The organism is Pseudomonas sp. Van50 (assembly GCF_055390755.1).
The window spans coordinates 1148510-1172467 of sequence record NZ_AP024343.1 but is presented as its reverse complement, the minus strand read 5'-3'; the positions used below and the strand labels follow the sequence as shown (position 1 = coordinate 1172467).

The 23958-nt window shown below is 63.6% G+C and carries 20 protein-coding genes; 7 read left to right on the top strand and 13 right to left on the bottom strand.

Annotated elements, in window-relative coordinates:
• Nucleotides 1-2 precede the first annotated feature (2 nt).
• The 3 genes from ACZ5M5_RS04950 to pmbA all read right to left on the bottom strand — a co-directional run bounded on the left by ACZ5M5_RS04950 (nt 3) and on the right by pmbA (nt 3394).
• Nucleotides 3-1379 carry a class II fumarate hydratase gene (locus ACZ5M5_RS04950; protein WP_060739164.1) on the bottom strand — a complete coding sequence of 459 codons (1377 nt, stop codon included), beginning with the start codon at nt 1377-1379 and terminating at the stop codon, nt 3-5.
• On the bottom strand, nt 1372-1767 hold the full coding sequence (locus tag ACZ5M5_RS04945) for a hypothetical protein (RefSeq protein ID WP_053118468.1): 396 nt from the start codon (nt 1765-1767) through the stop codon (nt 1372-1374). The genes ACZ5M5_RS04950 and ACZ5M5_RS04945 overlap by 8 nt, the downstream gene beginning before the upstream one ends.
• 280 nt (nt 1768-2047) lie before the next feature.
• Entirely contained in the window at nt 2048-3394 is a 1347-nt protein-coding gene (gene pmbA, locus ACZ5M5_RS04940; protein ID WP_060739165.1) for a metalloprotease PmbA, read from the bottom strand.
• A gap of 108 nt (nt 3395-3502) precedes the next feature.
• Here pmbA and yjgA point away from each other — a divergent pair, with 108 nt between their 5' ends.
• Nucleotides 3503-4027 carry a ribosome biogenesis factor YjgA gene (gene yjgA, locus ACZ5M5_RS04935; RefSeq protein ID WP_003197830.1) on the top strand — a complete coding sequence of 175 codons (525 nt, stop codon included), beginning with the start codon at nt 3503-3505 and terminating at the stop codon, nt 4025-4027.
• A 158-nt stretch (nt 4028-4185) separates the two neighbouring features.
• Here the strand turns inward: yjgA and tldD are convergent, their stop codons facing one another.
• The 8 genes from tldD to mreB form a co-directional block, all read right to left on the bottom strand.
• Complete coding sequence (tldD, locus tag ACZ5M5_RS04930) at nt 4186-5628, bottom strand: metalloprotease TldD (RefSeq protein WP_003197828.1); 1443 nt, start codon at nt 5626-5628, stop codon at nt 4186-4188.
• A 5-nt stretch (nt 5629-5633) separates the two neighbouring features.
• Nucleotides 5634-6497, bottom strand: coding sequence for a carbon-nitrogen hydrolase family protein (locus ACZ5M5_RS04925; protein WP_060739167.1), 864 nt, complete (start codon nt 6495-6497; stop codon nt 5634-5636).
• 156 nt (nt 6498-6653) lie between these two features.
• Nucleotides 6654-10457 (bottom strand): YhdP family protein, encoded by a 3804-nt coding sequence (locus tag ACZ5M5_RS04920; RefSeq protein WP_464738719.1) that lies wholly within the window; start codon nt 10455-10457, stop codon nt 6654-6656.
• A 60-nt stretch (nt 10458-10517) separates the two neighbouring features.
• Entirely contained in the window at nt 10518-11975 is a 1458-nt protein-coding gene (gene rng / locus ACZ5M5_RS04915) for a ribonuclease G (protein ID WP_018613976.1), read from the bottom strand.
• 56 nt (nt 11976-12031) lie between these two features.
• Nucleotides 12032-12628 carry a Maf family protein gene (locus tag ACZ5M5_RS04910; protein ID WP_060739169.1) on the bottom strand — a complete coding sequence of 199 codons (597 nt, stop codon included), beginning with the start codon at nt 12626-12628 and terminating at the stop codon, nt 12032-12034.
• A 198-nt stretch (nt 12629-12826) separates the two neighbouring features.
• Entirely contained in the window at nt 12827-13315 is a 489-nt protein-coding gene (gene mreD / locus ACZ5M5_RS04905; protein ID WP_003197820.1) for a rod shape-determining protein MreD, read from the bottom strand.
• On the bottom strand, nt 13312-14442 hold the full coding sequence (gene mreC / locus ACZ5M5_RS04900) for a rod shape-determining protein MreC (RefSeq protein WP_081015329.1): 1131 nt from the start codon (nt 14440-14442) through the stop codon (nt 13312-13314). Before mreC ends, mreD begins: the two co-directional genes overlap by 4 nt.
• Before the next feature lie 141 nt (nt 14443-14583).
• Complete coding sequence (mreB, locus tag ACZ5M5_RS04895; protein ID WP_002555108.1) at nt 14584-15621, bottom strand: rod shape-determining protein MreB; 1038 nt, start codon at nt 15619-15621, stop codon at nt 14584-14586.
• A 214-nt stretch (nt 15622-15835) separates the two neighbouring features.
• Here mreB and gatC point away from each other — a divergent pair, with 214 nt between their 5' ends.
• The 6 genes from gatC to ACZ5M5_RS04865 all read left to right on the top strand — a co-directional run bounded on the left by gatC (nt 15836) and on the right by ACZ5M5_RS04865 (nt 21089).
• Nucleotides 15836-16123, top strand: coding sequence for an Asp-tRNA(Asn)/Glu-tRNA(Gln) amidotransferase subunit GatC (gene gatC / locus ACZ5M5_RS04890; protein WP_020297123.1), 288 nt, complete (start codon nt 15836-15838; stop codon nt 16121-16123).
• 16 nt (nt 16124-16139) lie between these two features.
• Entirely contained in the window at nt 16140-17591 is a 1452-nt protein-coding gene (gatA, locus tag ACZ5M5_RS04885; protein WP_464738718.1) for an Asp-tRNA(Asn)/Glu-tRNA(Gln) amidotransferase subunit GatA, read from the top strand.
• Between the two features lie 10 nt (nt 17592-17601).
• Nucleotides 17602-19047, top strand: a complete 1446-nt coding sequence (gene gatB, locus ACZ5M5_RS04880) for an Asp-tRNA(Asn)/Glu-tRNA(Gln) amidotransferase subunit GatB (RefSeq protein WP_060739170.1) — start codon at nt 17602-17604, stop codon at nt 19045-19047.
• 176 nt (nt 19048-19223) lie between these two features.
• Nucleotides 19224-19601: a septal ring lytic transglycosylase RlpA family protein gene (locus ACZ5M5_RS04875; protein WP_060739171.1), complete on the top strand. Its 378-nt coding sequence runs from the start codon at nt 19224-19226 to the stop codon at nt 19599-19601.
• A gap of 49 nt (nt 19602-19650) precedes the next feature.
• Nucleotides 19651-20712, top strand: coding sequence for a calcium/sodium antiporter (locus ACZ5M5_RS04870; RefSeq protein WP_103309004.1), 1062 nt, complete (start codon nt 19651-19653; stop codon nt 20710-20712).
• A complete protein-coding gene (locus ACZ5M5_RS04865; protein ID WP_464738717.1) occupies nt 20709-21089 on the top strand; it encodes a carboxymuconolactone decarboxylase family protein in 381 nt (126 codons plus the stop codon). The genes ACZ5M5_RS04870 and ACZ5M5_RS04865 overlap by 4 nt, the downstream gene beginning before the upstream one ends.
• Nucleotides 21090-21196: 107 nt before the next feature.
• Here the strand turns inward: ACZ5M5_RS04865 and ACZ5M5_RS04860 are convergent, their stop codons facing one another.
• Together ACZ5M5_RS04860 and garD are read right to left on the bottom strand one after the other, a co-directional pair.
• Nucleotides 21197-22138 carry an AEC family transporter gene (locus tag ACZ5M5_RS04860; protein ID WP_060739173.1) on the bottom strand — a complete coding sequence of 314 codons (942 nt, stop codon included), beginning with the start codon at nt 22136-22138 and terminating at the stop codon, nt 21197-21199.
• Between the two features lie 256 nt (nt 22139-22394).
• The gene (gene garD / locus ACZ5M5_RS04855; protein WP_103311196.1) at nt 22395-23948 is read right to left on the bottom strand and encodes a galactarate dehydratase; all 1554 of its coding nucleotides are present in this window, start codon (nt 23946-23948) and stop codon (nt 22395-22397) included.
• Nucleotides 23949-23958 lie beyond the last annotated feature (10 nt).

Below are 23958 nucleotides of genomic sequence, written 5' to 3'. Positions count from 1 at the left end.
GGTTACACGCCGCCAGCGGTGAGCTTCTCCGGGTCCAGCAGGACTTCGAGTTCGCTGCGAGACAGGTCGGTGTGTTCCAGGGCGACATCGATGACCGGTCGGCCTTGCTGATAAGCCTTCTTGGCGATTTCAGCGGCCTTCTGGTAACCGATGATCGGATTCAGCGCGGTCACCAGGATCGGGTTGCGCGACAACGCCTCCTTGAGCCTGGCTTCGTTGACCTTGAACGTGGCGATGGCCTTGTCCGCGAGCAAGCGGCTGGCGGTGGACATCAGGGCGATGCTGCTCAGCAGGTTCTGGGCGATGATCGGCAACATCACGTTCAATTCGAAGTTGCCCGATTGACCGGCAATGGTGATCACCGTGTCGTTACCGATCACCTGGGCCGCGACCATCGCAGTGGCTTCAGGAATGACCGGGTTGACCTTGCCGGGCATGATCGAGGAGCCCGGCTGCAGGCCTTCGAGTTCGATCTCGCCCAGGCCCGCCAGCGGCCCGGAGTTCATCCAGCGCAGGTCGTTGGCGATTTTCATCAGCGACACGGCCGTGGTCTTGAGCTGCCCGGAAACCGCCACGGCGGTGTCCTGGGAGCCGATCAGCGCGAACAGGTTCTTCCCCGGGGTGAATTGCACCTGGGTCAATTGCGTCAGTTGCTGGCTGAACAACTCGGCGAAGCGTGGATGGGCATTGACCCCAGTGCCGACCGCCGTACCGCCCTGGGCCAGGGATTGCAGGCTCGGCAGCAGGTCCTGCAAGTGGCCGATATTGGCCTTGAGCTGTTGCGCCCAACCGTCGAGCACCTGGCTCAGGCGCACCGGCATGGCGTCCATCAGGTGGGTGCGGCCCGTCTTGATGAACGGGTGGACTTCTTCAGCCTTGCGCTCGATCACCTGCACCAGGTGCAACAACGCCGGCAGCAGTTGCTCATGCAAGGCCAGCGCGGCGCTGACATGAATGCTGGTGGGGATGATGTCGTTGCTGCTCTGGCCGCAGTTGACATGGTCGTTCGGGTTGATCGCCTCTCCCAGCAGGCCGCTGGCGAGGGTGGCGATCACTTCGTTGGCGTTCATGTTGGAGCTGGTGCCGGAGCCGGTCTGGAAGATATCCACCGGAAAATGATCCATGAAACGGCCTTCGAGCAGCCCCAGGGCGGCATCGACGATGGCCTTGCCCTGGGCCGCACTGATCTGTTCCAACTCCACGTTGGCCCGGGCGGCCGCAGCCTTGGCCAGGATCAGGGCGCGGATGAACTGCGCCGGCATGCGCTGGCCGCTGACCGGGAAGTTATCCACGGCACGCTGGGTCTGGGCGCCATAGAGGGCGTCCACCGGGACCTGCAGCTCGCCCATGCTGTCGCGTTCGATACGGGTATTACTCATCGGGAGATCCTTGCACCAGTTCAATAAGGGGAATCGATGGCGCCAGGGCGCAGGTCGCCAGCGCCCAGGCATGGCTCTGCCAGCGCTTGAGGCGGCAGCGGCACAGTGATTGGCGTTCGAGGTCACGCAGGGGGCGCCAGGCCTGGTCGAGGCAGAGGCTGCGCCAATGCCAGGGCAGCGCGACATCCGAGGCGGTGTCGAGCAACAGGCGGAAGGCGGTTTCGGAGATCATCCACGGCGAGGTGGCGGTGCAGCAGGCCAGATAGCGGCCCTCGGCCAGGTAGTGCTCGATCAACCGCGGCTCGTCCGGGTTCATCGCGCAACGGATCTGACGGCTCATCCAGCGCCAGCTTTCAAGGTAGGGTTGTTCGTGCAGGGCAGAACTCATGACCGGGGCTCACTCGGCTAATGAGATTCATTATTAGATGATAATAAGAAGCAACACAACTGTAAGTCGGTACAAAATTCACCGTGGCGAGGGAGCTTGCTCCCGCTGGTCTGCGAAGCAGACCCTGTCTACCAGGGCCTTCACGTCTTTCGCTGCTGTTGAGTTTTTTGCGGCTGCTGCGCAGCCGAGCGGGAGCAAGCTCCCTCGCCACAGGGGTCTGCGAACATAAAAAAAGGCGCGTCACCCCATGGATGACGCGCCTTTTTTCTGCGATTGAAGGTCAGCTACCCGCCACCGTCATCCGCTCGATCAGTACCGAGCCGGTGCGGATGTTGCTGCGCAGTTCCAGGTCATTCCCCACGGCCACGATCTGTTTGAACATGTCGCGCATGTTCCCGGCGATGGTGACTTCCTGGACCGGGAACTGGATCTCGCCGTTCTCGACCCAGAAACCCGCCGCGCCACGGGAATAGTCGCCGGTGACCATGTTCAGGCCGTGGCCCATCAGTTCCGTCACCAGCAGGCCCCGGCCCATGCGCCGCAGCAGGGCGGCCTGGTCTTCTTCGCCATGGGTCACGAACAGGTTATGCACGCCACCGGCATTGGCGGTGCTCGGCATGCCGAGTTTGCGCCCCGAATAGGTGCCGAGGATGTAGGACACCAGCTCGCCCTTTTCCACGAACGGCTTGGCATAGGTGGCCAGGCCATCGCCATCGAACGCGGAGCTGCCCATGGCCTGCATCAGGTGTGGACGCTCGTCGATGGTCATCCATTCCGGGAACAGTTTCTGGCCCAGCGCGCCCTCGAGGAACGACGATTTGCGGTACAGGTTGCCGCCAGACACCGCCGACAGGAAGCTGCCGAACAGGCCACCGGCCAGCTCGGCAGAAAACAGCACCGGCACTTCGCAGGTTGGCACCGGCCGTGCACCCAGGCGGCTGGCCGCCCGTTGCGCGGCTTTCTGGCCGATGCTCACCGGGTCCGCCAACAAGGTGCCCTGGCGGTTGACGTCGTACCAGTAATCACGCTGCATCTGGCCGTTGGCTTCGGCGATCATGACGCAACTGAGGCTGTGGCGGGTCGATGCATAACCGCCGATGAAACCGTGGCTGTTGCCGTAGACGCGGCAGCCCTGGTGGGTATTGAGCGTCGTACCGTCGGCATTCTTGATCCGCGAGTCGGCATCGAACGCCGCCGCTTCGCAACGCAGTGCCTGTTCGATGGCCTGTTCAGGGGTGATGTCCCAGGCGTGAAACAGGTCGAAGTCCCGCAGTTCCTTGCACATCAGCGCGGCATCGGCCAGGCCCGAGGCTTCGTCTTCGGAGGTGTGCTGGGCAATCGCCAGTGCCGCGGCGACGGTTTCGCGAATTGCGTCCGGGCCACTGGCCGACGTGCTGGCCGAGCCTTTGCGCTGGCCCACGTACAAGGTGATGCCAAAGCCCTGGTCGCGATTGAATTCGACGGTTTCCACCTCGCGCTGGCGTACCGACGTCGACAGGCCCTGCTCCAGGGACACCGCCACCTCGCACGCACTGGCGCCTTGTCGCTTGGCCTCGGCGAGGATCTGCTCGACTTGTTCCTGCAGTGCCGGCAATGCTTGCGGGCCGACGCTTTGAACTGCACTCATGGTGTTCTCCACTCAAATTCTGTTTTCGGTGATGGCCATCGAGCGACCGGGCCGGACAAGCGGCCCCCGACTGGTTATCATGGCGGCGTTTCTTTGCGGACTGCCACCATGGTTGATTCTTACGACGACTCCCTCTACGAGGGTGAAAAAAGCAAATCCCAGGTCAAACGCGAGCTGCATGCTCTGGTTGACCTCGGCGAGCGCCTGACAACACTCAAGCCTGACTTGCTGGCCAAATTGCCTTTGACCGACGCCTTGCGTCGGGCCCTGGCCGATGCGCCCAAGCACACCGCGAATATCGCGCGTAAACGGCACCTGCAATTCATCGGCAAACTGATGCGCGATCAGGACACTGACGCCATCCTGGTGCTGCTCGATCAACTCGATGCCTCCACCCGGCAGTACAACGAACGCTTCCACAACCTGGAGCGCTGGCGCGATCGCTTGATCGCAGGCGACGACGGCGTGCTGGAAAAATTCGTCATCGACTACCCGGAGGCCGATCGCCAGCAATTGCGCTCCCTGATCCGTCAGGCCCAGCACGAACTGGCGCAGAACAAGCCACCGGCTTCGAGCCGTAAAATCTTCAAGTACATCCGTGAGCTGGACGAGACTCAACGCGGCTTGCGCTGATCGCTCACTGGCTCACCAAACCCTTGCCGGGGTCGCAATTACCGTGGCGAGGGAGCTTGCTCCCGCTCGGTTGCGTAGCGACCGCGTTGGGGCTACTGCGTAGCCCTGCGGGAGCAAGCTCCCTCGCCACGGTGATTCACGCAAGCCCCTGAATATTTTCATGCGCCCGTGCCACCCACGGTAATCGCATCGATCTTCAGGGTCGGCTGGCCGACGCCAACCGGCACCGATTGCCCGTCCTTGCCACACGTCCCCACCCCGCTGTCCAGCGCCAGGTCGTTACCGACCATCGACACCTTGCTCATCGCCTCCGGCCCGTTGCCGATCAGGGTCGCACCCTTGACCGGCGCGGTGATCTTGCCGTCTTCGATCAGGTAGGCCTCGCTGGTGGAGAACACGAACTTGCCGCTGGTGATGTCCACCTGACCGCCGCCGAGGTTGGCGCAATAGATACCTTTTTTCACCGAGGCGATGATTTCCGCCGGGTCGCTTTGACCGCCTAGCATGTAGGTGTTGGTCATGCGCGGCATCGGCAGGTGCGCATAGGACTCACGACGGCCGTTGCCGGTGCGGGCCACGCCCATCAACCGGGCGTTGAGCTTGTCCTGCATGTAACCCTTGAGCACCCCGTTTTCGATCAGCGTGGTGCATTCGGTTGGCGTGCCTTCATCGTCGACACTCAGGGAGCCACGACGCCCGGCCAGGGTGCCGTCATCAACGATGGTGCAGAGTTTCGAAGCGACCATTTCCCCCATGCGCCCGCTGTAGGCCGAACTGCCCTTGCGGTTGAAATCGCCTTCCAGACCGTGGCCCACCGCTTCGTGCAGCAGCACACCGGACCAGCCGGAGCCGAGCACCACCGGCAATGTGCCGGCGGGGGCCGGAATGGCTTCCAGGTTGACCAGGGCCTGGCGCAGCGCCTCACGGGCGTAGCCCATGGCGCGGTCTTCACTGAGGAAATAACGGTAATCGGTGCGCCCGCCACCGCCATGGCCGCCACGCTCGCGACGACCGTTCTGTTCGACGATCACGCTGACGTTGAAGCGCACCAGCGGCCGTACGTCCGCCGCCAGGCCGCCGTCGGTGGAAGCCACCAGGATCCGCTCCCAGACCCCGGCCATGCTGACCGACACCTGCTGGATGCGCGGGTCGAGGGCGCGGGTGGCGACGTCGATGCGCTTGAGCAATTCGACTTTCTCGGCGCGGCTCATGACTTCCAGCGGGTTGTCCGGGGCATAGAGCTGCGCAACGTCCTGGCTGCTGAACGCCTGGACCGTGCCATTCTGCCCGGCGCGGGAGATCGAGCGGGCCGCACGGGCCGCAGCGCCGAGGGCTTCGAGGGTGATGGCGTTGCTGTAGGCAAAACCAGTCTTTTCCCCGGACTGGGCGCGCACGCCCACACCCTGGTCGAGGTTGAAACTGCCTTCCTTGACGATGCCGTCTTCCAGCGACCAGGACTCGGAAATCTGGCCTTGGAAATACAGGTCGGCGGCATCGATGCCCGGGCCGGCCAGGTCGCCCAGCACGCCTTGCAGGCTTTCAAGCGTCACGCCGCCAGGGGCTAAAAGGTGTTCACTGACTGAGGATAACAACCCGCTCATATGTTTTACGCCTTGAATTCGTCGTCTTGGACAGGCCGCTGTCGAGCGCCCTGCGAGAAAAAGCGCCGATGGCTGGCCACCGGCATGCGCGCCCGGATGGACGCTTGTTCGCTGCTGTCGCGCTCGGCCACCAGCACGGCCTCGCCTTGATCCTGTTGTGCCAGCACGCGGCCCCATGGGTCGACAATCGCGGCATGGCCAAAGGTTTCCCGAGGCCCCGGATGCACGCCACCCTGGGCGGCCGCCAGCACGTAGCACTGGGTCTCGATGGCCCGGGCGCGGATCAGCACGTCCCAATGGGCCGCGCCGGTCACCGCGGTAAACGCCGACGGTGCCGTGATCAACTCGGCCCCGGCCGCCCGCAGCTCGCTGTAGAGCTCCGGGAACCGCAAGTCATAACAAACCGTCAGGCCCACCCGGCCGACGGGAGTATCGGCAACCACCACGTTGGCACCATAAGCATAGTCATCCGACTCGCGATAGCGCCCGCGATTGTCCGCCACATCCACATCGAACAGGTGCAGCTTGTCGTAGCGCGCCACAATCTGGCCCTGGTCGTCGACCAGCAACGAACAGGCATGGGACCTGGCCTCGGGCTGGTCCACCGGCGGCAACGGCAGCGTGCCGGCCACAATCCATAACTTGAGGTCACGGGCGACCTGTTTCAACCACGGCAGGATCGGTCCCTGACCAAAGGCTTCGGCACGACCGATATCGGCAATGTCCCGTCGCCCCATCGCCGCGAAATTCTCCGGCAGCACCGCCAGCCTCGCGCCGCCGGCGGCAGCCTGCTCCAGCAGCACCCGGGCACGGGCCAGGTTGGCGAGCACGTCGCTTTGGCTGACCATTTGAATCACGGCGACTGGCATGGAGCTTCCCTCATTTTTTGCATCATTCCCCTGTGGGAGCGAGCTTGCTCGCGATGAGGCAGGTACATCCAACATATAGGCTGGCTGATACACCGCAATCGCGAGCAAGCTTTGCTCCCACAGGCCTGCTCCCACAAGGGAGTTGGCGTCGAGCTGTCAAAACGGCTTGTCGAAGGTGATCTTCGGCTCTTTCCACGGCCCCTTGACGTCGTATCTTACGCTGGCAAAACGCGCCACGCGGTCGCCGATCAGTTTGTCGATCAGAAACAGTGCCCCACCCACCGCCGGTGCACCGACGATCAGCGCGGCGATCGGCAGGTTGTTGGTCACCGGCAACGTCACCAGCAGCTTGGCGTCGACGCGGTCGGCCACCATGTCCAGCGTGCCATTGAGCTCCAGGTTGCTCGACGGCCCGGTCAGGGTAATGGGCTCGCGGGTCACGTACACCCCGTCGCTCGCCACCAGCAGTCCCTTGACCCGGTCGTAGCTCAAACCCTTGCCGAACAGGTCGGAGAAGTCCAGGCGCAAGCGTCGGCCGATGGAGTTGAAGTTCAACAGGCCAAATACCCGCAACGCCTGGGCGCTGCCTTCGACTTCGACGAACTGGCCCTTGGTCAACGACGCGTCGAGGCTGCCGGAGAAGCGTTTGGTGGCGACCCACGCCGGCGAACCGGGCCAGCGACCATCGACATCCAGGCGGAAGGCCTGGCTGGTCACGCTCGGTGCGAACCCCCAGCCCTTGAGCACATCGCCCAGGTTCTTGCCGCCGATCCGTCCCTTGTACCAACTGCTGGTGGCGCCAGGGGTACCTTCCCAGCCGCCGCTGCCGTTCAACACCATGCCCTTGAGGCCCATGTCCAGGTTGTTCAGCGCGATGCCCTTGGCGGTCGGTCGCACTTGCAACGACCACGCGCCGATGAGGTCAGGGCCCTGGAACAATTGGTCGATGGCGATATCCATCGCCGGGATCTTGCCGGGATCGACCGACGCCAACGGGTCTGGGGCGTTTTCATCGGCCTGGACCGTCGGGTCTGGGGCCGGCAGGCGAACGTAGTCAAGCTTGATGCCAATCGGAGCGGCCTTGGCGTCCGGCAGGCTGACATTGCCTTTGGCCTGCTGGCTGTCGAGCCGCAAGGCCCAGGCGTTCGGCTTGCGATCCAGTTGCACAGACGCCTGGTCCAGGGTGGTGCCCATGGCCGTGAGCTTGCCGACGCTCAGATCGACGCTGCTGAGCAGTTGCTTGGCACTGCCACCCGGATCCTGGCCGGCGTACTTGTTCACCAGGTCCTGCCAGGGACTTACGTCCAGCTCCGACAATGTGCCGCGCAGTCGCAGCCCCTTGGCCCCAGGCAGCACCGCATCGCCGGCGCCCAACAGCAACTCGCCGCGACCGTCGGCGACTTTCCCGCTGGGTGCGGCGTAAGTGAAGCTGGCCAGGTCACCATAATCGACCCAATAACGCCGTTCCGGCCCCTGCAGGGTCATGCGAAACACCGTGTCGCGCCCGACATCGGCGGCCATGCCGAAGGGGGCCGGCAGGTCGACGGCCACGCCCTTGAGGCTGGAGTTGACCGACAACTGGCTGTCGGCGCCGTCGAGGATCACTTGCAACTGGTAGGGCACGACGCCCGATACCGGCAACGGTTGGGTGACGTTCAGCCAACTGGTGAGCTTCTTGATCTCCACCTGCCCGGACGCGGCGACCCGCGTGTTGAGCGCACCGGCACGGCCCTCGGCGAAAATCTGCGCGGTCACGGGCCGGTCGAATGCCCGGGCGCTGATGCCCTTGCCGCTCAGGCCTTTGTTGCTGTCGAAGCGGAAATCGCCCTTGAGCTGGGTCAGTTCCAGCGCCGGCTCGCTGAGCTTGAGACGAGCCTGGTCAGTGGCAAAGTCCACCAGGATCTTCGGTTGCTCGCCTTTGACCAGCGGGATATCCAGCTTCACGCTGCCTTTCAGGTCGCCCTCGCCTTCCCAGCCGGCAAACGTCTCGGCGGTCCCGATCGGTGCGCTCTGGAGGATTTTCAAACCATCGCCCAGCCCACCGGCGAACCCGCCGTCCAGCAGCAGATGAGAGCTCTGGCCGGTCGGTACATGGGGAATGTTCACCGAAACATCCTTGACCTGGGTATCGAGCAACTGCCCCTGGCTGGCATAGATGCGCACGCCGCTGTCTTCGACGAAGACATCGCCGCTGACCTTGCTGACCGAAGGCCAGCCCGGCTGGAACGCCAGTTCGGCGTCGTGCACCTTGAAAAACAGGCTGATGCTGCGCGCCGCGTCCACGGCACCGTGATTGAGCGAGCCTTGATACTGGAAAAAGCCTTGGTCCACCGCGCCCTTGACGATGGCCGTGCGCAGCCACTCATCCAGCGCCGGACTGAGGACCGCCGGCAGGTACTTGGCGGTGTAGCGCCCGTCACCGTCCACCAGGCCGACCCGCAGGTCCATGTAGTCCTCCTGGCTGTGGTCCAAATGCAGGCGAATCAGGAAGTCGCCGGCAATCCGGCCTTCCTCGCCCAGCACCTTCAGGTAGGGCGCGATCAGGGTGAAGCTTTGCTTGTCGAGCTTCCAGGTCAGCCGGGCATTGGCCTGCAAGTACTGCCAGGGCTTGGCGAAGATCGGGTCCAGGTGCAGGGAAAAGTCCTTGCTGTCCATGCGCAGTTCGCCGCCGCCCAGGTCGCCGCTCAGGCTCCCGGAGACGTTGCGCGCCGCCGGAGCGCCGCGATAGGCATCAAAGCCGACGGTGTCCAGGTTGGTGGCGAAGCTGACTTTCTGGTCACCGGTGTTCTGCGGCCGGTAGTCCAGCAGCACGTTGCGCAGGCCACCGGTCACCTTGAGCCGATCAATCGTCGTGGCCAGGCCTTCGGGCAACGGCGCCAGGGCATTGAGCAAAGGCGTGAGCGGGGTCAGGTCGAGGCGATCGGCCTGCAGGTGCCAACGCTCCTCGGCCTGCTCGGTGGCGGCGGTTTGTTGCAGTTGCAGGCGCGATTCCCAGCGGGTCTCGCCCAGGTTCATCGCCAGGGAATCGAAGGTCGCGGTGAACCCTTGGCTACCGCGCTGGAAATAAGCGTTGAGGGCCAGGTTGTGGATCTGTACCGGCTTGCGTTCGCCGTAGGCACCCTGGAGCTGCGGCGCGTTCAGGCGCATGGCCGCGCTTTGCACCGTGCCCTCGCCCCAACTGAGCCAGAACTCACCACCGGCCTGGATCCGGGAGAAATTCCATTGCTGGGTCAGGCGTTTGGGCAGCCATTTGGACCAGTCGCTTTGCGGCAGGCTCAAATAGGCATCGGCCTGGCCGTTCTTCCAGTCGCTGGCGCGCAGGCGGGTGCGCAGGTTGATCGCCACCGGCTGCCCGTCAGGCAGGGTCAGGCGTGCGTCCAGGCGCTGGCGGGTGGCGCCGGTACGCAGGCTCAAGCCGACGTAGGTCAGGGTCAGCGGCGGTTGCTCGACGGGTTGCAAGGTCACCTGGCTATCGAGCACCGAGAACTTGGAGACCACTTGCATGCGTTCGAGCAGTTGCTGCGGATCGAGGGGCTGCTCGTCCTTCACCGGCAGGCCTTCCAGCGCCCACTTGCCGTCGGCGCCCTCCTTGAGGCTGATCTTCAGGCCACTGACTTCCAGGTGGGCGATGCGCACCTGACGCGCCAGCAGGCTGCCCCACAGGTCAGGCACGGCCCGCACCTGGTCCAGGTGCAAGGCATTGGGGCCCTCGCCGACCACCACGTCGCGCGCCGCCAGGATCGGTGCCAAAGCGTCCCAACTGCCGTCCAGGCTACCGATGTGCACAGGCATGCCCAGGGCGGCACCCGCGCGGGTCTCGACCTCGGCGCGGTATTCGGCCACCAGCGGGACCAGCTCGCGACCGAGGCTGACGTACAACGCCAGCAACACCAGCAACAGGGCGCAAAGCCCCAGCCCCCAACGGGTCAGCGTCGCGATCAAGCGTGTCAGACGCTCCATGTCAGTGGGCTCCCCTGGCAAAGATAATCAAATCCGCGGGCCCGCCGCTTCCCAAGCTCTTCAGAGCAACACCACGTCGTATTGTTCCTGGGAATACATGGTTTCGACCTGGAAACGAATCGTGCGCCCGATAAACGCTTCCAACTCCGCGACATTGCCTGACTCCTCGTCCAGCAGGCGATCCACCACTTTCTGGTTGGCCAACACTCTATAGCCGGTCGCCTGGTAGGCGCGCGCCTCCCGGAGGATTTCCCGGAAGATTTCGTAACACACGGTTTCCGGGGTCTTGAGCTTGCCGCGCCCCTGGCAACTGCTGCACGGCTCGCACAGCACCTGCTCGAGGCTTTCGCGGGTGCGCTTGCGGGTCATCTGCACCAGGCCCAGTTCGGTGATCCCGATGATGTTGGTCTTGGCGTGATCGCGTTCGAGTTGTTTTTCCAGGGTCCGCAGCACCTGGCGCTGGTGCTCTTCATCTTCCATGTCGATGAAGTCGATGATGATGATCCCGCCCAGGTTGCGCAGGCGCAGTTGGCGGGCAATCGCCGTGGCGGCTTCCAGGTTGGTCTTGAAGATGGTTTCTTCCAGGTTGCGATGGCCGACGAACGCTCCGGTGTTGACGTCGATGGTGCTCATGGCTTCGGCCGGATCGACCACCAGGTAACCGCCGGACTTGAGCGGCACCTTGCGCTCCAGGGCTTTCTGGATTTCATCCTCGACCCCGTACAGGTCGAAAATCGGCCGCTCGCCAGGGTAATGTTCCAGGCGATCGGCGATTTCCGGCATCAGTTCGGCGACGAACTGCGTGGTTTTCTGGAAGGTTTCCCGGGAGTCGATGCGGATTTTCTCGATCTTGGGGCTGACGAGGTCGCGCAAGGTCCGCAGTGCCAGGCCCAGGTCCTCGTAGATCACGCTGGGGGTGGCGATGGTCTTGATCTGCGCGGCGATCTGGTCCCAAAGCCTTCGCAGGTAGCGGATGTCCATGAGGATCTCATCGGCCCCGGCCCCTTCGGCGGCGGTGCGCAGGATGAACCCACCGGCTTCCTTGATGCCTTCTTTTTCCACGCAGTCGCTGACCACCTGCTTGAGGCGCTCGCGCTCGGCTTCGTCTTCGATCTTCAGGGAAATGCCGACGTGGGCAGTGCGCGGCATGTACACCAGGTAGCGCGACGGAATCGACAACTGCGTAGTCAGGCGGGCGCCCTTGGAACCGATGGGATCCTTGGTGACCTGCACCACCAGGCTCTGGCCTTCGTGCACCAGCGCGCTGATGCTCTCCACGGCCGGCCCTTCGCGCATGGAGATTTCCGACGCATGGATGAACGCCGCGCGGTCCAGGCCGATGTCGACGAAGGCCGCCTGCATGCCCGGCAGCACTCGCACCACCTTGCCCTTGTAGATATTGCCAACGATGCCACGCTTTTGCGTGCGCTCGACGTGGACCTCTTGCAGCACACCGTTTTCAACCACCGCCACGCGCGATTCCATCGGCGTGATGTTGATCAGGATCTCTTCACTCATGGCAGGGTCTCGTTCAGGCATGTTCACGATAATGGCCGCATCAAGTCAGACGGCGCTCAGCGCGCGCTCAAGGTTTGCCAACAGGGTATGCCGAAATGGCCCAGCAGTTCTGCGGTTTCGCACAGGGGCAGGCCAACCACGGCCGAATAGCTGCCTTCGAGCCCGGCGACGAACACCGCGCCCAGCCCTTGGATACCATAGCTGCCGGCCTTGTCCCGAGGTTCGCCGCTGGCCCAATAGGCCAGCGCTTCCTGTTCGGTGATGGGGCGAAAACGCACCCGACTGCGCACCACCCGTGATTCGCAGCTCGAGCCGTCCAGCACGGCAATGGCGGTCAGCACTTCATGGTCGCGACCGGACAGGCTCAGCAGCATGGACAAGGCGTCGGCCTGGTCCACTGGCTTGCCGAGAATCCGCCCCTCCAGCACCACGGCGGTGTCCGCACCGAGCACGCAGCCATCCACATCGGCGTCCAGGGCTCGCCGCCCAGCCTCGGCCTTGCCGCGCGCCAGGCGCTCGACATAGGCCGAGGGGGGTTCGTGATCCAGGGGTGTTTCATCGATGTCGGCGCCAATGGCGGTAAAGGGCACGCCGATCTGCGTGAGCAGCTCACGCCGACGCGGTGAGCCTGAGGCGAGGTAAAGCGGTTTCATCAAGACATCTCCCTCTCAAAGCACAGCCATCCAGACAAAAACAGCTTTTGTGGCGAGGGCGCTTGCTCCCGCTGGGCCGGCCCGACGCTTCGGGCGTAGCGGCCCCAACTTTTACGGTCGCTACGCAACCGAGCGGGAGCAAGCTCCCTCGCCACAGGGATGTAAGTCATCAGAAAAAGTGTAGATATCCTGACCGAATCAGTTGATTTTGAAACGCAGGCGCAGGCCACGCAAACCGAAGCTGACCCATGGCCAGAGCAAGGCACTGACCAGGGCTGGCAAGACCAGCGCCAGGGTTGGCTGGCGATTGCCGGTCAGCGCGCTGAGCCACAGCTGCACCAGTTGCGCCAGACCGAAGATCACCAGAATCACCAGGCACTGCTGCCACATGGGGAACATCCGCAGGCGTTGTTGCAGCGACAGCACCAGGAAGGTAATCAGCGTCAGGATCAACGCGTTCTGCCCCAGCAGCGTGCCGTAAAGCACATCCTCGGCCAGGCCGAGGCACCAGGCGGTGACCATGCCGACCTTGTGGGGCAACGCCAGCGCCCAGAAGGCCAGCAACAGGGCCAGCCACAGGGGGCGCAGGATTTCCATGAATTGCGGCAGCGGCGAAACACTGAGCAACAGGCCGATGGCGAAGGTCAACCAGACCATCCAGCCGTTACCGGATTGGGTACTGCTCATTCTTCTCGTGCTCCCCTGGTGGCTGGCGCAGTGGCCGGCGTGGAGGCTGGCGGTTTGGCGGCGGGCCGGGCTGGCTGAGCAGGCTGCGCGGCGGGCGCGTGGGTAGCCGAGCGGGTCGGTTTCGCAGCAGGTGCGGCCGGAGCAGCGGCCGGCGTCGTTGCCGTAGCCGGTGCAGGCACGGGTGGTTTTGGCACGATGGCTGGGACTGGCGCCGGCACAGCCGTAGCCGGGGCGGCCGACTCGCCGCCCTGCCGGTCCTGGGCTTCCTGGGCCACGGCGGCGTCGTTGGCGCGCTCTTCGGGCGTGCGGTTGTCGCTGAAGACCAGCAGCAGGTAGCGGCTGCGATTCAGCGCCGCCGTCGGCACCGCGCGCACAATGGCGAACGGCTGGCCGGAGTCATGGATGACTTCCTTGACCGTTGCCACCGGATACCCGGCCGGGAAACGCTGGCCGAGGCCGGAGCTGACCAGCAGGTCGCCTTCCTTGATATCGGCGGTATCGGCCACGTGCCGCAGCTCCAGGCGCTCCGGGTTGCCGGTGCCGCTGGCAATCGCCCGCAGGCCGTTGCGGTTGACCTGCACCGGAATGCTGTGGGTGGTATCGGTCAGCAACAGCACGCGAGATGTGTAAGGCATCAACTCCACCACCTGGCCCATCAGGCCCCGGGCATCGAGCACCGGTTGACCAAGGACCACACCGTCGCGCTCGCCCTTGTTGATCAGGATGCGGTGGGTGAAGGGGTTGGGGTCCATGCCGATCAACTCGGCCACTTCGACCTTCTCGTTGACCAGTGCGGAGGAGTTGAGCAACTCGCGCAGTCGCACGTTCTGCTCGGTGAGGGCCGCCAGCTTCTGCATGCGCCCCTGCAACAGCAGGTTTTCGGTCTTGAGTTTTTCGTTTTCGGCGACCAGTTCGGTCCGGCTGCCAAATTGGCTGGCGACACCTTGCCACAAGCGCTGCGGCAGGTCGGTGATCCAATAGGATTCCATCAACACCAGCGACATCTGGCTGCGTACAGGCTTGAGCAGCGTGAAGCGGGCATCGACCACCATCAGCGCGACCGATAGCACGGTCAGCACCAGCAGGCGCACACCCAATGAGGGGCCTTTGGCGAAAAGCGGTTTAATAGGCCGCTCCTCCCAGGCAAATGTTTTCTTTATTCATACGGCATCAAACCGGCCTGGATACGAATGACAGAAGATAAACGCCAACGGGCAGCACTGCAAAGTGCTGCCCGAGAGCGAACAACATAGACCACTGCGCCAGACTTATTCGCTGGAGAGCAGGTCCATGGTGTGCTTGTCCATCATTTCCAATGCACGGCCACCGCCGCGGGCAACACAGGTCAACGGGTCTTCGGCAACGATCACCGGCAGGCCGGTTTCCTGGGCCAACAACTTGTCGAGGTCACGCAACAGCGCGCCACCACCGGTCAGCACCAGGCCGCGCTCGGCGATGTCCGACGCCAGTTCCGGCGGCGACTGCTCCAGGGCGCTCTTGACGGCCTGGACGATGGTCGCCAGCGACTCTTGCAGCGCTTCGAGCACCTCGTTGGAGTTGAGGGTAAAGGCCCGTGGAACGCCTTCGGCCAGGTTGCGACCGCGCACGTCGACTTCACGCACTTCACCGCCCGGGTAGGCCGTGCCGATTTCCTGCTTGATACGCTCGGCGGTGGATTCGCCGATCAGGCTGCCGTAGTTGCGACGCACATAAGTGATGATCGCTTCGTCGAAACGGTCGCCGCCCACACGTACGGATTCGGCGTAGACCACACCGTTGAGGGAGATCAGCGCGATTTCAGTGGTACCGCCACCGATGTCGACGACCATCGAGCCGCGGGCTTCTTCCACCGGCAGGCCGGCACCGATGGCAGCGGCCATGGGTTCTTCGATCAGGAACACTTCACGGGCACCGGCACCAAGGGCCGATTCACGGATAGCGCGACGCTCTACCTGGGTGGACTTGCATGGAACGCAGATCAGCACACGAGGGCTGGGCTGCAGAAAGCTGTTTTCGTGAACCTTGTTGATGAAGTACTGCAGCATCTTTTCGCAGACGCTGAAGTCGGCGATCACGCCGTCCTTCATTGGGCGAATGGCCGCGATGTTGCCCGGTGTACGGCCCAGCATGCGCTTGGCTTCCGTACCGACAGCCACGACACTTTTCTGGTTACCGTGGGTGCGGATGGCCACGACCGAGGGTTCATTCAGGACGATACCGCGCTCGCGCACGTAAATAAGGGTGTTGGCAGTGCCCAGGTCGATGGAAAGATCGCTGGAAAACATGCCACGCAGTTTCTTGAACATGGGAAAGGGACCCTAGGCAACGCGTGGGTAAAAAAGTGCGGCAAACTCTAACAACGACAGGGATTTTGGGCAAGGCGCCAATATGTTAAATTGACCGCTTTTCTGCGCACCAAACCCCACAATCGCGGCCGTAGGGCCGTAGAAATGCGGTAGTGTTCCGACAATCTAACACACGGACAGACTGCGTCCGTTTTGTTTTCCACTGGAGAATCCCATGGCGCTTGAACGCTCCGACGTGGAAAAAATCGCTCATCTGGCCTGTCTGGGCCTCAATGAAGCCGATCTTCCACACATCACTTCTGCCCTGAACAGCATTCTGGGGCTGGTCGACGAGATGCAGGCGGTCGACACCGACGGTATCGAACCGCTGGCCCACCCACTGGAAGCCAGCCAGCGCCTGCGCGCCGACGTCGTGACCGAGTCCAATCACCGCGAGGCCTACCAGTCCATCGCACCAGCGGTCGAAAACGGCCTGTACCTGGTTCCGAAAGTCATCGACTAAAGGGAAAGAGCCTCTCATGCATCACATGACCCTGGCCGAGATCGCCCGCGGACTCGCCGACAAAAAGTTTTCCTCCGAAGAGCTGACCCAGGTCCTGCTGGCGCGCATCGCCCAGCTCGACCCGCAGCTCAACAGCTTCATCAGCCTCACCCAGGAGCTGGCCCTGAGCCAGGCCAAGGCCGCCGACGCCCGCCGCGCCAACGGTGAAACCGGCGCCCTGCTCGGTGCGCCGATTGCCCACAAGGACTTGTTCTGCACCCAGGGCATCCGCACCAGCTGCGGCTCGAAGATGCTCGACAACTTCAAGGCCCCGTACGATGCCACCGTGGTCGCCAAGCTGGCCGCCGCCGGCACCGTGACCCTGGGCAAGACCAACATGGACGAATTCGCCATGGGCTCGGCCAACGAGTCGAGCTACTACGGCGCGGTGAAAAACCCCTGGAACCTGGAACACGTACCGGGCGGCTCGTCCGGCGGTTCCGCCGCCGCCGTGGCCGCGCGCCTGTTGCCGGCCGCCACCGCCACCGACACCGGCGGCTCGATTCGCCAGCCAGCGGCGTTCACCAACCTCACTGGCCTCAAGCCGACCTACGGTCGTGTCTCGCGCTGGGGCATGATCGCCTACGCCTCCAGCCTCGACCAGGGCGGCCCGCTGGCACGCACCGCCGAAGACTGCGCGATCCTGCTGCAAGGCATGGCCGGCTTCGACCCGAACGATTCCACCAGCATCGATGAGCCCGTGCCGGACTACAGCGCCAGCCTCAACGGCTCGCTGCAAGGCCTGCGCATCGGCGTGCCGAAGGAATACTTCAGCGCCGGCCTCGACCCGCGCATCGCCGAGTTGGTCCACAACAGTGTCAAAGCGCTGGAGAAGCTCGGCGCGGTCATCAAGGAAATCAGCCTGCCGAACATGCAGCACGCGATTCCGGCGTACTACGTGATCGCCCCGGCGGAAGCGTCCTCGAACCTGTCGCGCTTCGACGGTGTGCGCTTCGGCTATCGCTGCGAGAACCCGGAAAACCTGATCGACCTGTACAAGCGCTCCCGTGGCGAAGGCTTCGGTGCCGAAGTGCAGCGCCGGATCATGGTCGGTGCCTATGCGCTGTCCGCCGGCTACTACGATGCCTACTACCTCAAGGCACAGAAAATCCGCCGCCTGGTGAAGAACGACTTCATGGCCGCCTTCAACGAGGTCGACATCATCCTCGGCCCGACCACGCCGAACCCGGCCTGGAAGCTCGGCGCCAAGAACAGCGACCCGGTCGCCGAGTACCTGGAAGACGTCTACACCATCACCGCCAACCTCGCCGGCTTGCCGGGCCTGTCCATGCCGGCCGGTTTCGTCGATGGCCTGCCGGTGGGCGTGCAACTGCTCGCGCCGTATTTCCAGGAAGGCCGCCTGCTCAACGTGGCTCACCAGTATCAGTTACACACTGACTGGCACACCCGCACCCCAACCGGCTTCTGAGGAGAAACACATGCAATGGGAAGTCGTGATCGGGCTGGAGATTCATACCCAGCTCACCACCCGGTCGAAAATCTTTTCCGGTAGCTCCACCACGTTCGGCTCCGAGCCCAACACCCAGGCCAGCCTGGTCGACCTGGGCATGCCCGGCGTGCTGCCGGTGCTCAACGCCGAAGCCGTGCGCATGGCGGTGATGTTCGGCCTGGCGATTGACGCCGAGATCGGCCAGCACAACGTGTTCGCCCGCAAGAACTACTTCTACCCGGACCTGCCCAAGGGCTACCAGATCAGCCAGATGGAACTGCCGATCGTCGGCAAGGGCCACCTGGACATCGCCCTGGAAGACGGCACGGTCAAGCGTGTCGGCATCACCCGGGCGCACCTGGAAGAAGACGCCGGCAAGAGCCTGCACGAAGAATTCAACGGCGCCACCGGCATCGACCTGAACCGTGCCGGCACGCCGCTGCTGGAGATCGTCTCCGAGCCGGACATGCGCAGCGCCAAGGAAGCCGTGGCCTACGTCAAGGCGATCCACGCGCTGGTGCGCTACCTGGGCATCTGCGATGGCAACATGGCCGAAGGCTCGCTGCGCTGCGACTGCAACGTGTCGATCCGGCCCAAGGGCCAGGTCGAGTTCGGCACCCGCTGCGAGATCAAGAACGTCAACTCGTTCCGCTTCATCGAGAAGGCGATCAACAGCGAAATCCAGCGCCAGATCGAACTGATTGAGGACGGCGGCAAAGTCATCCAGCAAACCCGCCTGTATGACCCGAACAAGGACGAGACCCGTCCGATGCGCAGCAAGGAAGAAGCCAACGACTACCGTTACTTCCCCGACCCGGACCTGCTGCCGGTGGTCATCGAGGACTCGTTCCTCAATGACGTGCGCGCCACCCTGCCGGAACTGCCGCCGCAGAAACGCGAGCGCTTCCAGGCGCAGTTCGGCCTGTCGAGCTATGACGCCAACGTCCTGGCCACCAGCCGCGAACAGGCCGATTACTTCGAAAAAGTCGTGAGCATCGGCGGCGACGCCAAGCTGGCGGCCAACTGGGTGATGGTCGAGTTGGGCAGCCTGTTGAACAAGCAGGGCCTGGAAATCGATGAGTCGCCGGTCTCGGCCGAGCAACTGGGCGGCATGCTGCTGCGGATCAAGGACAACACCATTTCCGGCAAGATCGCCAAGATGGTGTTCGAAGCCATGGCCAATGGTGAAGGCAGCGCCGACGAGATCATCGAGAAGCGCGGCTTGAAACAGGTCACCGACACCGGGGCGATCAGCGCCGTGCTTGATGAGATGCTCGCGGCCAACGCCGAGCAGGTCGAACAATACCGCGCGGCAGACGAAGCCAAGCGCGGCAAGATGTTCGGCTTCTTCGTCGGCCAGGCCATGAAAGCCTCCAAGGGCAAGGCCAACCCGCAGCAGGTCAACGAACTGCTGAAAAGCAAGCTCGAGGGCTGATGGACATGGAGCCAGTCTTGCTGTCTGGCTCAATTCCCTGTGGGAGCGAGCCTGTGGGAGCAAAGCTTGCTCGCGATGAAGACACCTCGATCTATCAGTGGACCGAGTTATCGTTCGTCGCGAGCAAGCTTTGCTCCCACTGGCTCGCTCCCACATTTGTATTTGGAAACTTTCGAATGAAGCGTCTCCTCGGCGCCTGCGCCCTGCTGTCCCTGCTGGCCGGTTGCGCCAGCCAGAGCGGGACGGTCGATCCACACGGCTACGACCAGACCGGCGTCGCCTCTTATTACGGTGCCAGGCACCATGGCAAGCGCACCGCCAGTGGCGAGCGTTTCAACCAGCACGGCCTGACCGCCGCCCATCGCCAGTTGCCGTTCGGCACTCGGGTGAAAATCACCAACCTGGGCAACAGTAACAGCGTGGTGGTGCGCATCAACGACCGTGGCCCATACTCCCGAGGCCGTTTGATCGACGTGTCCCGCGAAGCCGCCGAGCAACTGGGCATGCTGCGCAGCGGCACCGCACGAGTGCGCGTGCAAGCCCTCGACGATTGATAGACGGAGCCCGGCCATTTCCCTACTCACCGCCCTACCGCTGCTCAGCCTGATCGAATTGTTCGGCGCCCTGCTGTTGCTGATCGGCGGCGCCGAACTGCTGGTGCGCGCCGCCGTGGGCCTGGCGGCACGCTTGCAGGTACGACCGCTGATCATCGGCCTGACCGTCGTCGCCTTCGGCAGCAGCGCGCCGCAAATGGCCGTCAGCCTGCAAGCGACCCTGGCACAGAACGCCGACATCGCCGTGGGCAGCGTGATCGGCAGCGGCATCTTTAACATCCTCGTCACCCTCGGGTTGTCGGCGCTGATCATTCCGTTGCGCGTCTCGCGCCAACTGGTACGCCTGGACATCCCGCTGATGATCGGCGCCAGCCTGTTGGTGTTCGTGCTGGCCTGGAACGAAGAACTGACCCGGTTGGACGGCGTCTGGCTTCTGCTGGCCCTGGCGGTGTACCTCGGGCTGTTGCTGCGCCAGTCACGGCATTCGGGGCGACCGCACCCGATGGGGGGCGACGTGGCCCAGCTGTCCTGGGTCAAAAGTGTGTTGATGATCGCGTCGGGCCTGGCGATGCTGGTTTTCGCCGGACACCTGTTGCTGGGGGCGGCGGTGGAAGTGGCGACGGACCTCGGCCTCTCGGAACGCATCATCGGCCTGACCATCGTCGCTGTCAGCACCTCGCTGCCGGAACTCGCCACCTCGCTGATCGCCGCCTTGCGGGGCCAGCGGGACATTGCGGTGGGCAACGTGATCGGCAGCAACCTGTTCAACCTGCTGGGCGTGCTGGGGGTCACCGCCCTCGCCGCGCCCACGCCACTGTCGGTCTCGCCGAACGCCCTGGATTTCGACCTGCCGGTGATGCTCGGCGTGGCGGTGCTGTGCCTGCCGGTGTTCTATTCCGGTTACCGCGTCACCCGCGCCGAAGGCCTGTTGTTCCTGGGCTTGTACCTGGCCTACGGGCTGCACGTGGTGTCGTTCACCACCGGCATGCCCCTGGCCGGCCAACTGGAACGGCTGATGCTGTTCTATGTGCTGCCGGCCCTGCTCGCGTTTTTGCTGTTCACCTCCCTGCGCGCCTGGCGCCGCCAACACCACAAGAGGGATTTGCCATGACCGACACTCCAAAGAGCGGCCTGGACATGCGTCGCCAGGTCATGGGCGACGCGTTCGTCGACCGCGCCCTGGGCAACGCCACCGAGTTCACCCAGCCGTTGCAGGACTTCGTCAACGAACATGCCTGGGGCAGTGTCTGGCAACGCGAGGGGCTGCCGCTGAAGACCCGCAGCCTGATCACCCTGGCCGCCCTCACCGCCCTCAAGTGCCCGCAGGAACTCAAAGGCCACGTGCGCGGCGCGCTGAACAACGGTTGCACGGTGGAAGAAATTCGCGAGGCGTTGCTGCATTGCGCGGTGTACGCGGGCGTGCCGGCGGCGATCGATGCGTTTCGGGCGGCGCAGGAAGTGATCGATAGTTACCAGAAGCCGGAGTGATCGTTAGATCGCTATCGCGAGCAAGCTCGCTCCCACAATGCACCTGCAACCCCCTGTGGGAGCGAGCTTGCTCGCGATTGGACCTCCAGAACACCGCAAGCCCAAGCCTAGATCCACCCACCCCACTGCAACACAAAGATCCCCAGGTTGGTGGTAATCGCCGCCATCAAGGTGGTGATCACGATGATCGCCGCCGCCAGTTCATGGTTGCCATCGGCCGCCCGGGCCATGACGAAGCTGGCGGCGGCGGTGGGGCTGCCGAAGTACAGGAACAGGATCCCCAGTTCCGCCCCGCGAAAGCCCCAGAGCCAGGCACCGAGGGTGGCCACCAGCGGCAGGCCGACCATTTTCACCAGGCTCGAACTCAGGGCCATCTTGCCACTCTTGCGCAGGGCCGCCAGCGACAGCGTACCGCCGATGCAGATCAGCGCCAGGGGCAAGGTCATTTGCGACAGGTATTTGGCCGAGGTCTCGAACCAGTTGGGCACGCCGATCTGCCAGTAGGCGAACGGCGCGGCGACGATCACGCTGATGATCAGCGGATTGCTGATCACGCTTTTGCAGATGCTCCACGGATCGGACTTGATCACCGGGCTGTAGACCGCCAGCACGATGGTCGACAAGGTGTTGTAGAACAGGATCACCAGCGCCGCGAGAATCGCCCCCAGGGAAATCCCGTAGTCGCCATACATGCTCGCCGCCAGCGCCAGGCCGATGACCCCGTTGTTGCCGCGAAACGCACCTTGGGTATAGATGCCGCGATCTTCCCGCGGGCAACGCCAGATCGCCCAGCCCCAGGCCATCGCAAAGCTCACCAGGGTGGCGATGGAAAAATAGATCAACAGAGCCGGCTGCAACGCCGCGTGCAGGTCCGCGTGCAGGATGCCGAGGAACAACAGCGCCGGCATGGTGACGTTGAACACCAGGGACGAGGCGATGTGGATGAAGTTGTCGTTGATCCAGTCGATGCGCTTGAGCAACACCCCCAGAAACAGCATGGCAAACACCGGCGCGGTGACGTTCAGGGTTTCGAGGAAAATTGCCAGCATGCCGGGGACCTTGAGAGGGGTGTCGTTAGGTGGCTAATGATAAGCCACTCACGGCACTGGCGTCTGGTGAAGTGCTATCGCGAGCAGGCTCGCTCCCACATTGGTTCTTTGGTAAACACAGAATCCACATTCACCGCAGCCCCTGTGGGAGCGAGCTTGCTCGCGAAGACGGCGGCACATCCAACATCAATGCTAGAACCACCGCCATCGCGAGCAAGCTCGCTCCCACACTGGGTCTCCAGCGCTCACGACATCATCAGGTTATCGGCGCCGGGTTGAACAAGGTGATGTCGTTGTACAGCTTGTGCCGCTCGGCCCAGGTCTGCTTCTTGCCGCTGGCCACGTCCAGGTAGTAGTGGAACAGCTCCCAACCCAACTCTTCGATGGTCGCCCGTCCGGTGGCGATCCGGCCGGCGTCGATGTCGATCAGGTCCGGCCAGCGCTGGGCCAGTTCGGTGCGGGTCGAGACCTTCACCACTGGGGCCATGGCCAAGCCGTACGGCGTGCCCCGGCCGGTGGTGAACACATGCAGGTTCATCCCCGCCGCCAGTTGCAAGGTGCCGCAGACAAAATCACTGGCCGGCGTGGCACAGAAGATCAGGCCCTTTTGCTTGAAGCGCTCGCCCGGGCCGAGCACGCCGTTGATCGCGCTGCTGCCAGACTTGACGATCGAGCCCAGGGATTTTTCGACAATGTTCGACAACCCGCCCTTCTTGTTGCCCGGCGTGGTGTTGGCACTGCGATCGGCCTCGCCCTTGGCCAGGTAGCGGTCGTACCAGTCCATTTCCCGCACCAGCTCCTGGGCGACTTCCTGGGTTTGCGCCCGGGAGGTCAGCAGGTAGATCGCATCGCGCACTTCGGTGACTTCGGAAAACATCACCGTCGCCCCGGCCCGGAGCAACAGGTCCGAGGCATAACCCAGCGCCGGGTTGGCGGTGATGCCGGAAAACGCATCGCTGCCACCGCACTGCATGCCCAGGATCAGCTCCGAGGCCGGCACGGTTTCGCGACGACGCAGGTCGAGTTTCTTCAGGCGTGTCTCGGCCAATTCCATGATCTGCTCGATCATTTCGGTGAACCCGTGACTGGAATCCTGCAAGCGATACAACCACGGCTCGCTGAGGTCCACCGAACTGTCGCCCTCATGCATCACCTGCCCGGCCTGCAATTTCTCGCAGCCCAGGCTGATCACCAGCGCTTCGCCACCCAGGTTCGGGTTGCGTGCCAGGTTACGCACGGTACGAATCGGGATGTACGCATCGGTGGCGGTGATCGCCACCCCACAGCCGTAGCTGTGGGTCAGCGCCACCACGTCATCGACGTTCGGGTACTTGGGCAGCAGCTCATCCTTGATGCGCTTGACCGCATGGTCCAGCACCCCGGTCACGCACTGCACCGTGGTGGTGATGCCCAGAATGTTGCGCGTGCCGACGGTGCCGTCGGCGTTGCGATAACCCTCGAAGGTGTAGCCCTCCAGCGGCGCATCGGCCACCGGCACATCAGTGGACAGCGGCAAGCTGTCCAGCGGCGGCGCGGTGGGCATACGCAACTGGTCTTCCTTGACCCAACTGCCACGGGGGATCGGTTGCAGCGCGTAGCCGATGACCTGGCCATAGCGAATCACCTCGCCGCCCTCGGGAATATCCTGCAGCGTGACCTTGTGGCTCTGGGGCACAAAGTCCACGGTGACCAGGCCGTCCGGGAACTCGGTCCCGGCCGGTACGCCCTGGTCGTTGACGACGATCACCACGTTGTCCCGCTCATGCAAGCGGATGTAACGGGGCGAGTCGGCATGTTCAATCAATTGCATTGCTGCCGCT

Bases quoted from the DNA above. Each gene is read 5' to 3' on its own strand.
- mreB (WP_002555108.1), bottom strand. From the start codon at position 15,621: ATGTTCAAGAAACTGCGTGGCATGTTTTCCAGCGATCTTTCCATCGAC.
- pmbA (WP_060739165.1), bottom strand. From the start codon at position 3,394: ATGAGTGCAGTTCAAAGCGTCGGCCCGCAAGCATTGCCGGCACTGCAG.
- gatC (WP_020297123.1), top strand. From the start codon at position 15,836: ATGGCGCTTGAACGCTCCGACGTGGAAAAAATCGCTCATCTGGCCTGT.
- ACZ5M5_RS04950 (WP_060739164.1), bottom strand. From the start codon at position 1,379: ATGAGTAATACCCGTATCGAACGCGACAGCATGGGCGAGCTGCAGGTC.
- ACZ5M5_RS04860 (WP_060739173.1), bottom strand. From the start codon at position 22,138: ATGCTGGCAATTTTCCTCGAAACCCTGAACGTCACCGCGCCGGTGTTT.
- tldD (WP_003197828.1), bottom strand. From the start codon at position 5,628: ATGAGCGGGTTGTTATCCTCAGTCAGTGAACACCTTTTAGCCCCTGGC.
- ACZ5M5_RS04920 (WP_464738719.1), bottom strand. From the start codon at position 10,457: ATGGAGCGTCTGACACGCTTGATCGCGACGCTGACCCGTTGGGGGCTG.
- mreD (WP_003197820.1), bottom strand. From the start codon at position 13,315: ATGAGCAGTACCCAATCCGGTAACGGCTGGATGGTCTGGTTGACCTTC.
- ACZ5M5_RS04875 (WP_060739171.1), top strand. From the start codon at position 19,224: ATGAAGCGTCTCCTCGGCGCCTGCGCCCTGCTGTCCCTGCTGGCCGGT.
- yjgA (WP_003197830.1), top strand. From the start codon at position 3,503: ATGGTTGATTCTTACGACGACTCCCTCTACGAGGGTGAAAAAAGCAAA.
- garD (WP_103311196.1), bottom strand. From the start codon at position 23,948: ATGCAATTGATTGAACATGCCGACTCGCCCCGTTACATCCGCTTGCAT.
- ACZ5M5_RS04910 (WP_060739169.1), bottom strand. From the start codon at position 12,628: ATGAAACCGCTTTACCTCGCCTCAGGCTCACCGCGTCGGCGTGAGCTG.
- ACZ5M5_RS04945 (WP_053118468.1), bottom strand. From the start codon at position 1,767: ATGAGTTCTGCCCTGCACGAACAACCCTACCTTGAAAGCTGGCGCTGG.
- gatA (WP_464738718.1), top strand. From the start codon at position 16,140: ATGCATCACATGACCCTGGCCGAGATCGCCCGCGGACTCGCCGACAAA.
- ACZ5M5_RS04925 (WP_060739167.1), bottom strand. From the start codon at position 6,497: ATGCCAGTCGCCGTGATTCAAATGGTCAGCCAAAGCGACGTGCTCGCC.
- rng (WP_018613976.1), bottom strand. From the start codon at position 11,975: ATGAGTGAAGAGATCCTGATCAACATCACGCCGATGGAATCGCGCGTG.
- ACZ5M5_RS04865 (WP_464738717.1), top strand. From the start codon at position 20,709: ATGACCGACACTCCAAAGAGCGGCCTGGACATGCGTCGCCAGGTCATG.
- gatB (WP_060739170.1), top strand. From the start codon at position 17,602: ATGCAATGGGAAGTCGTGATCGGGCTGGAGATTCATACCCAGCTCACC.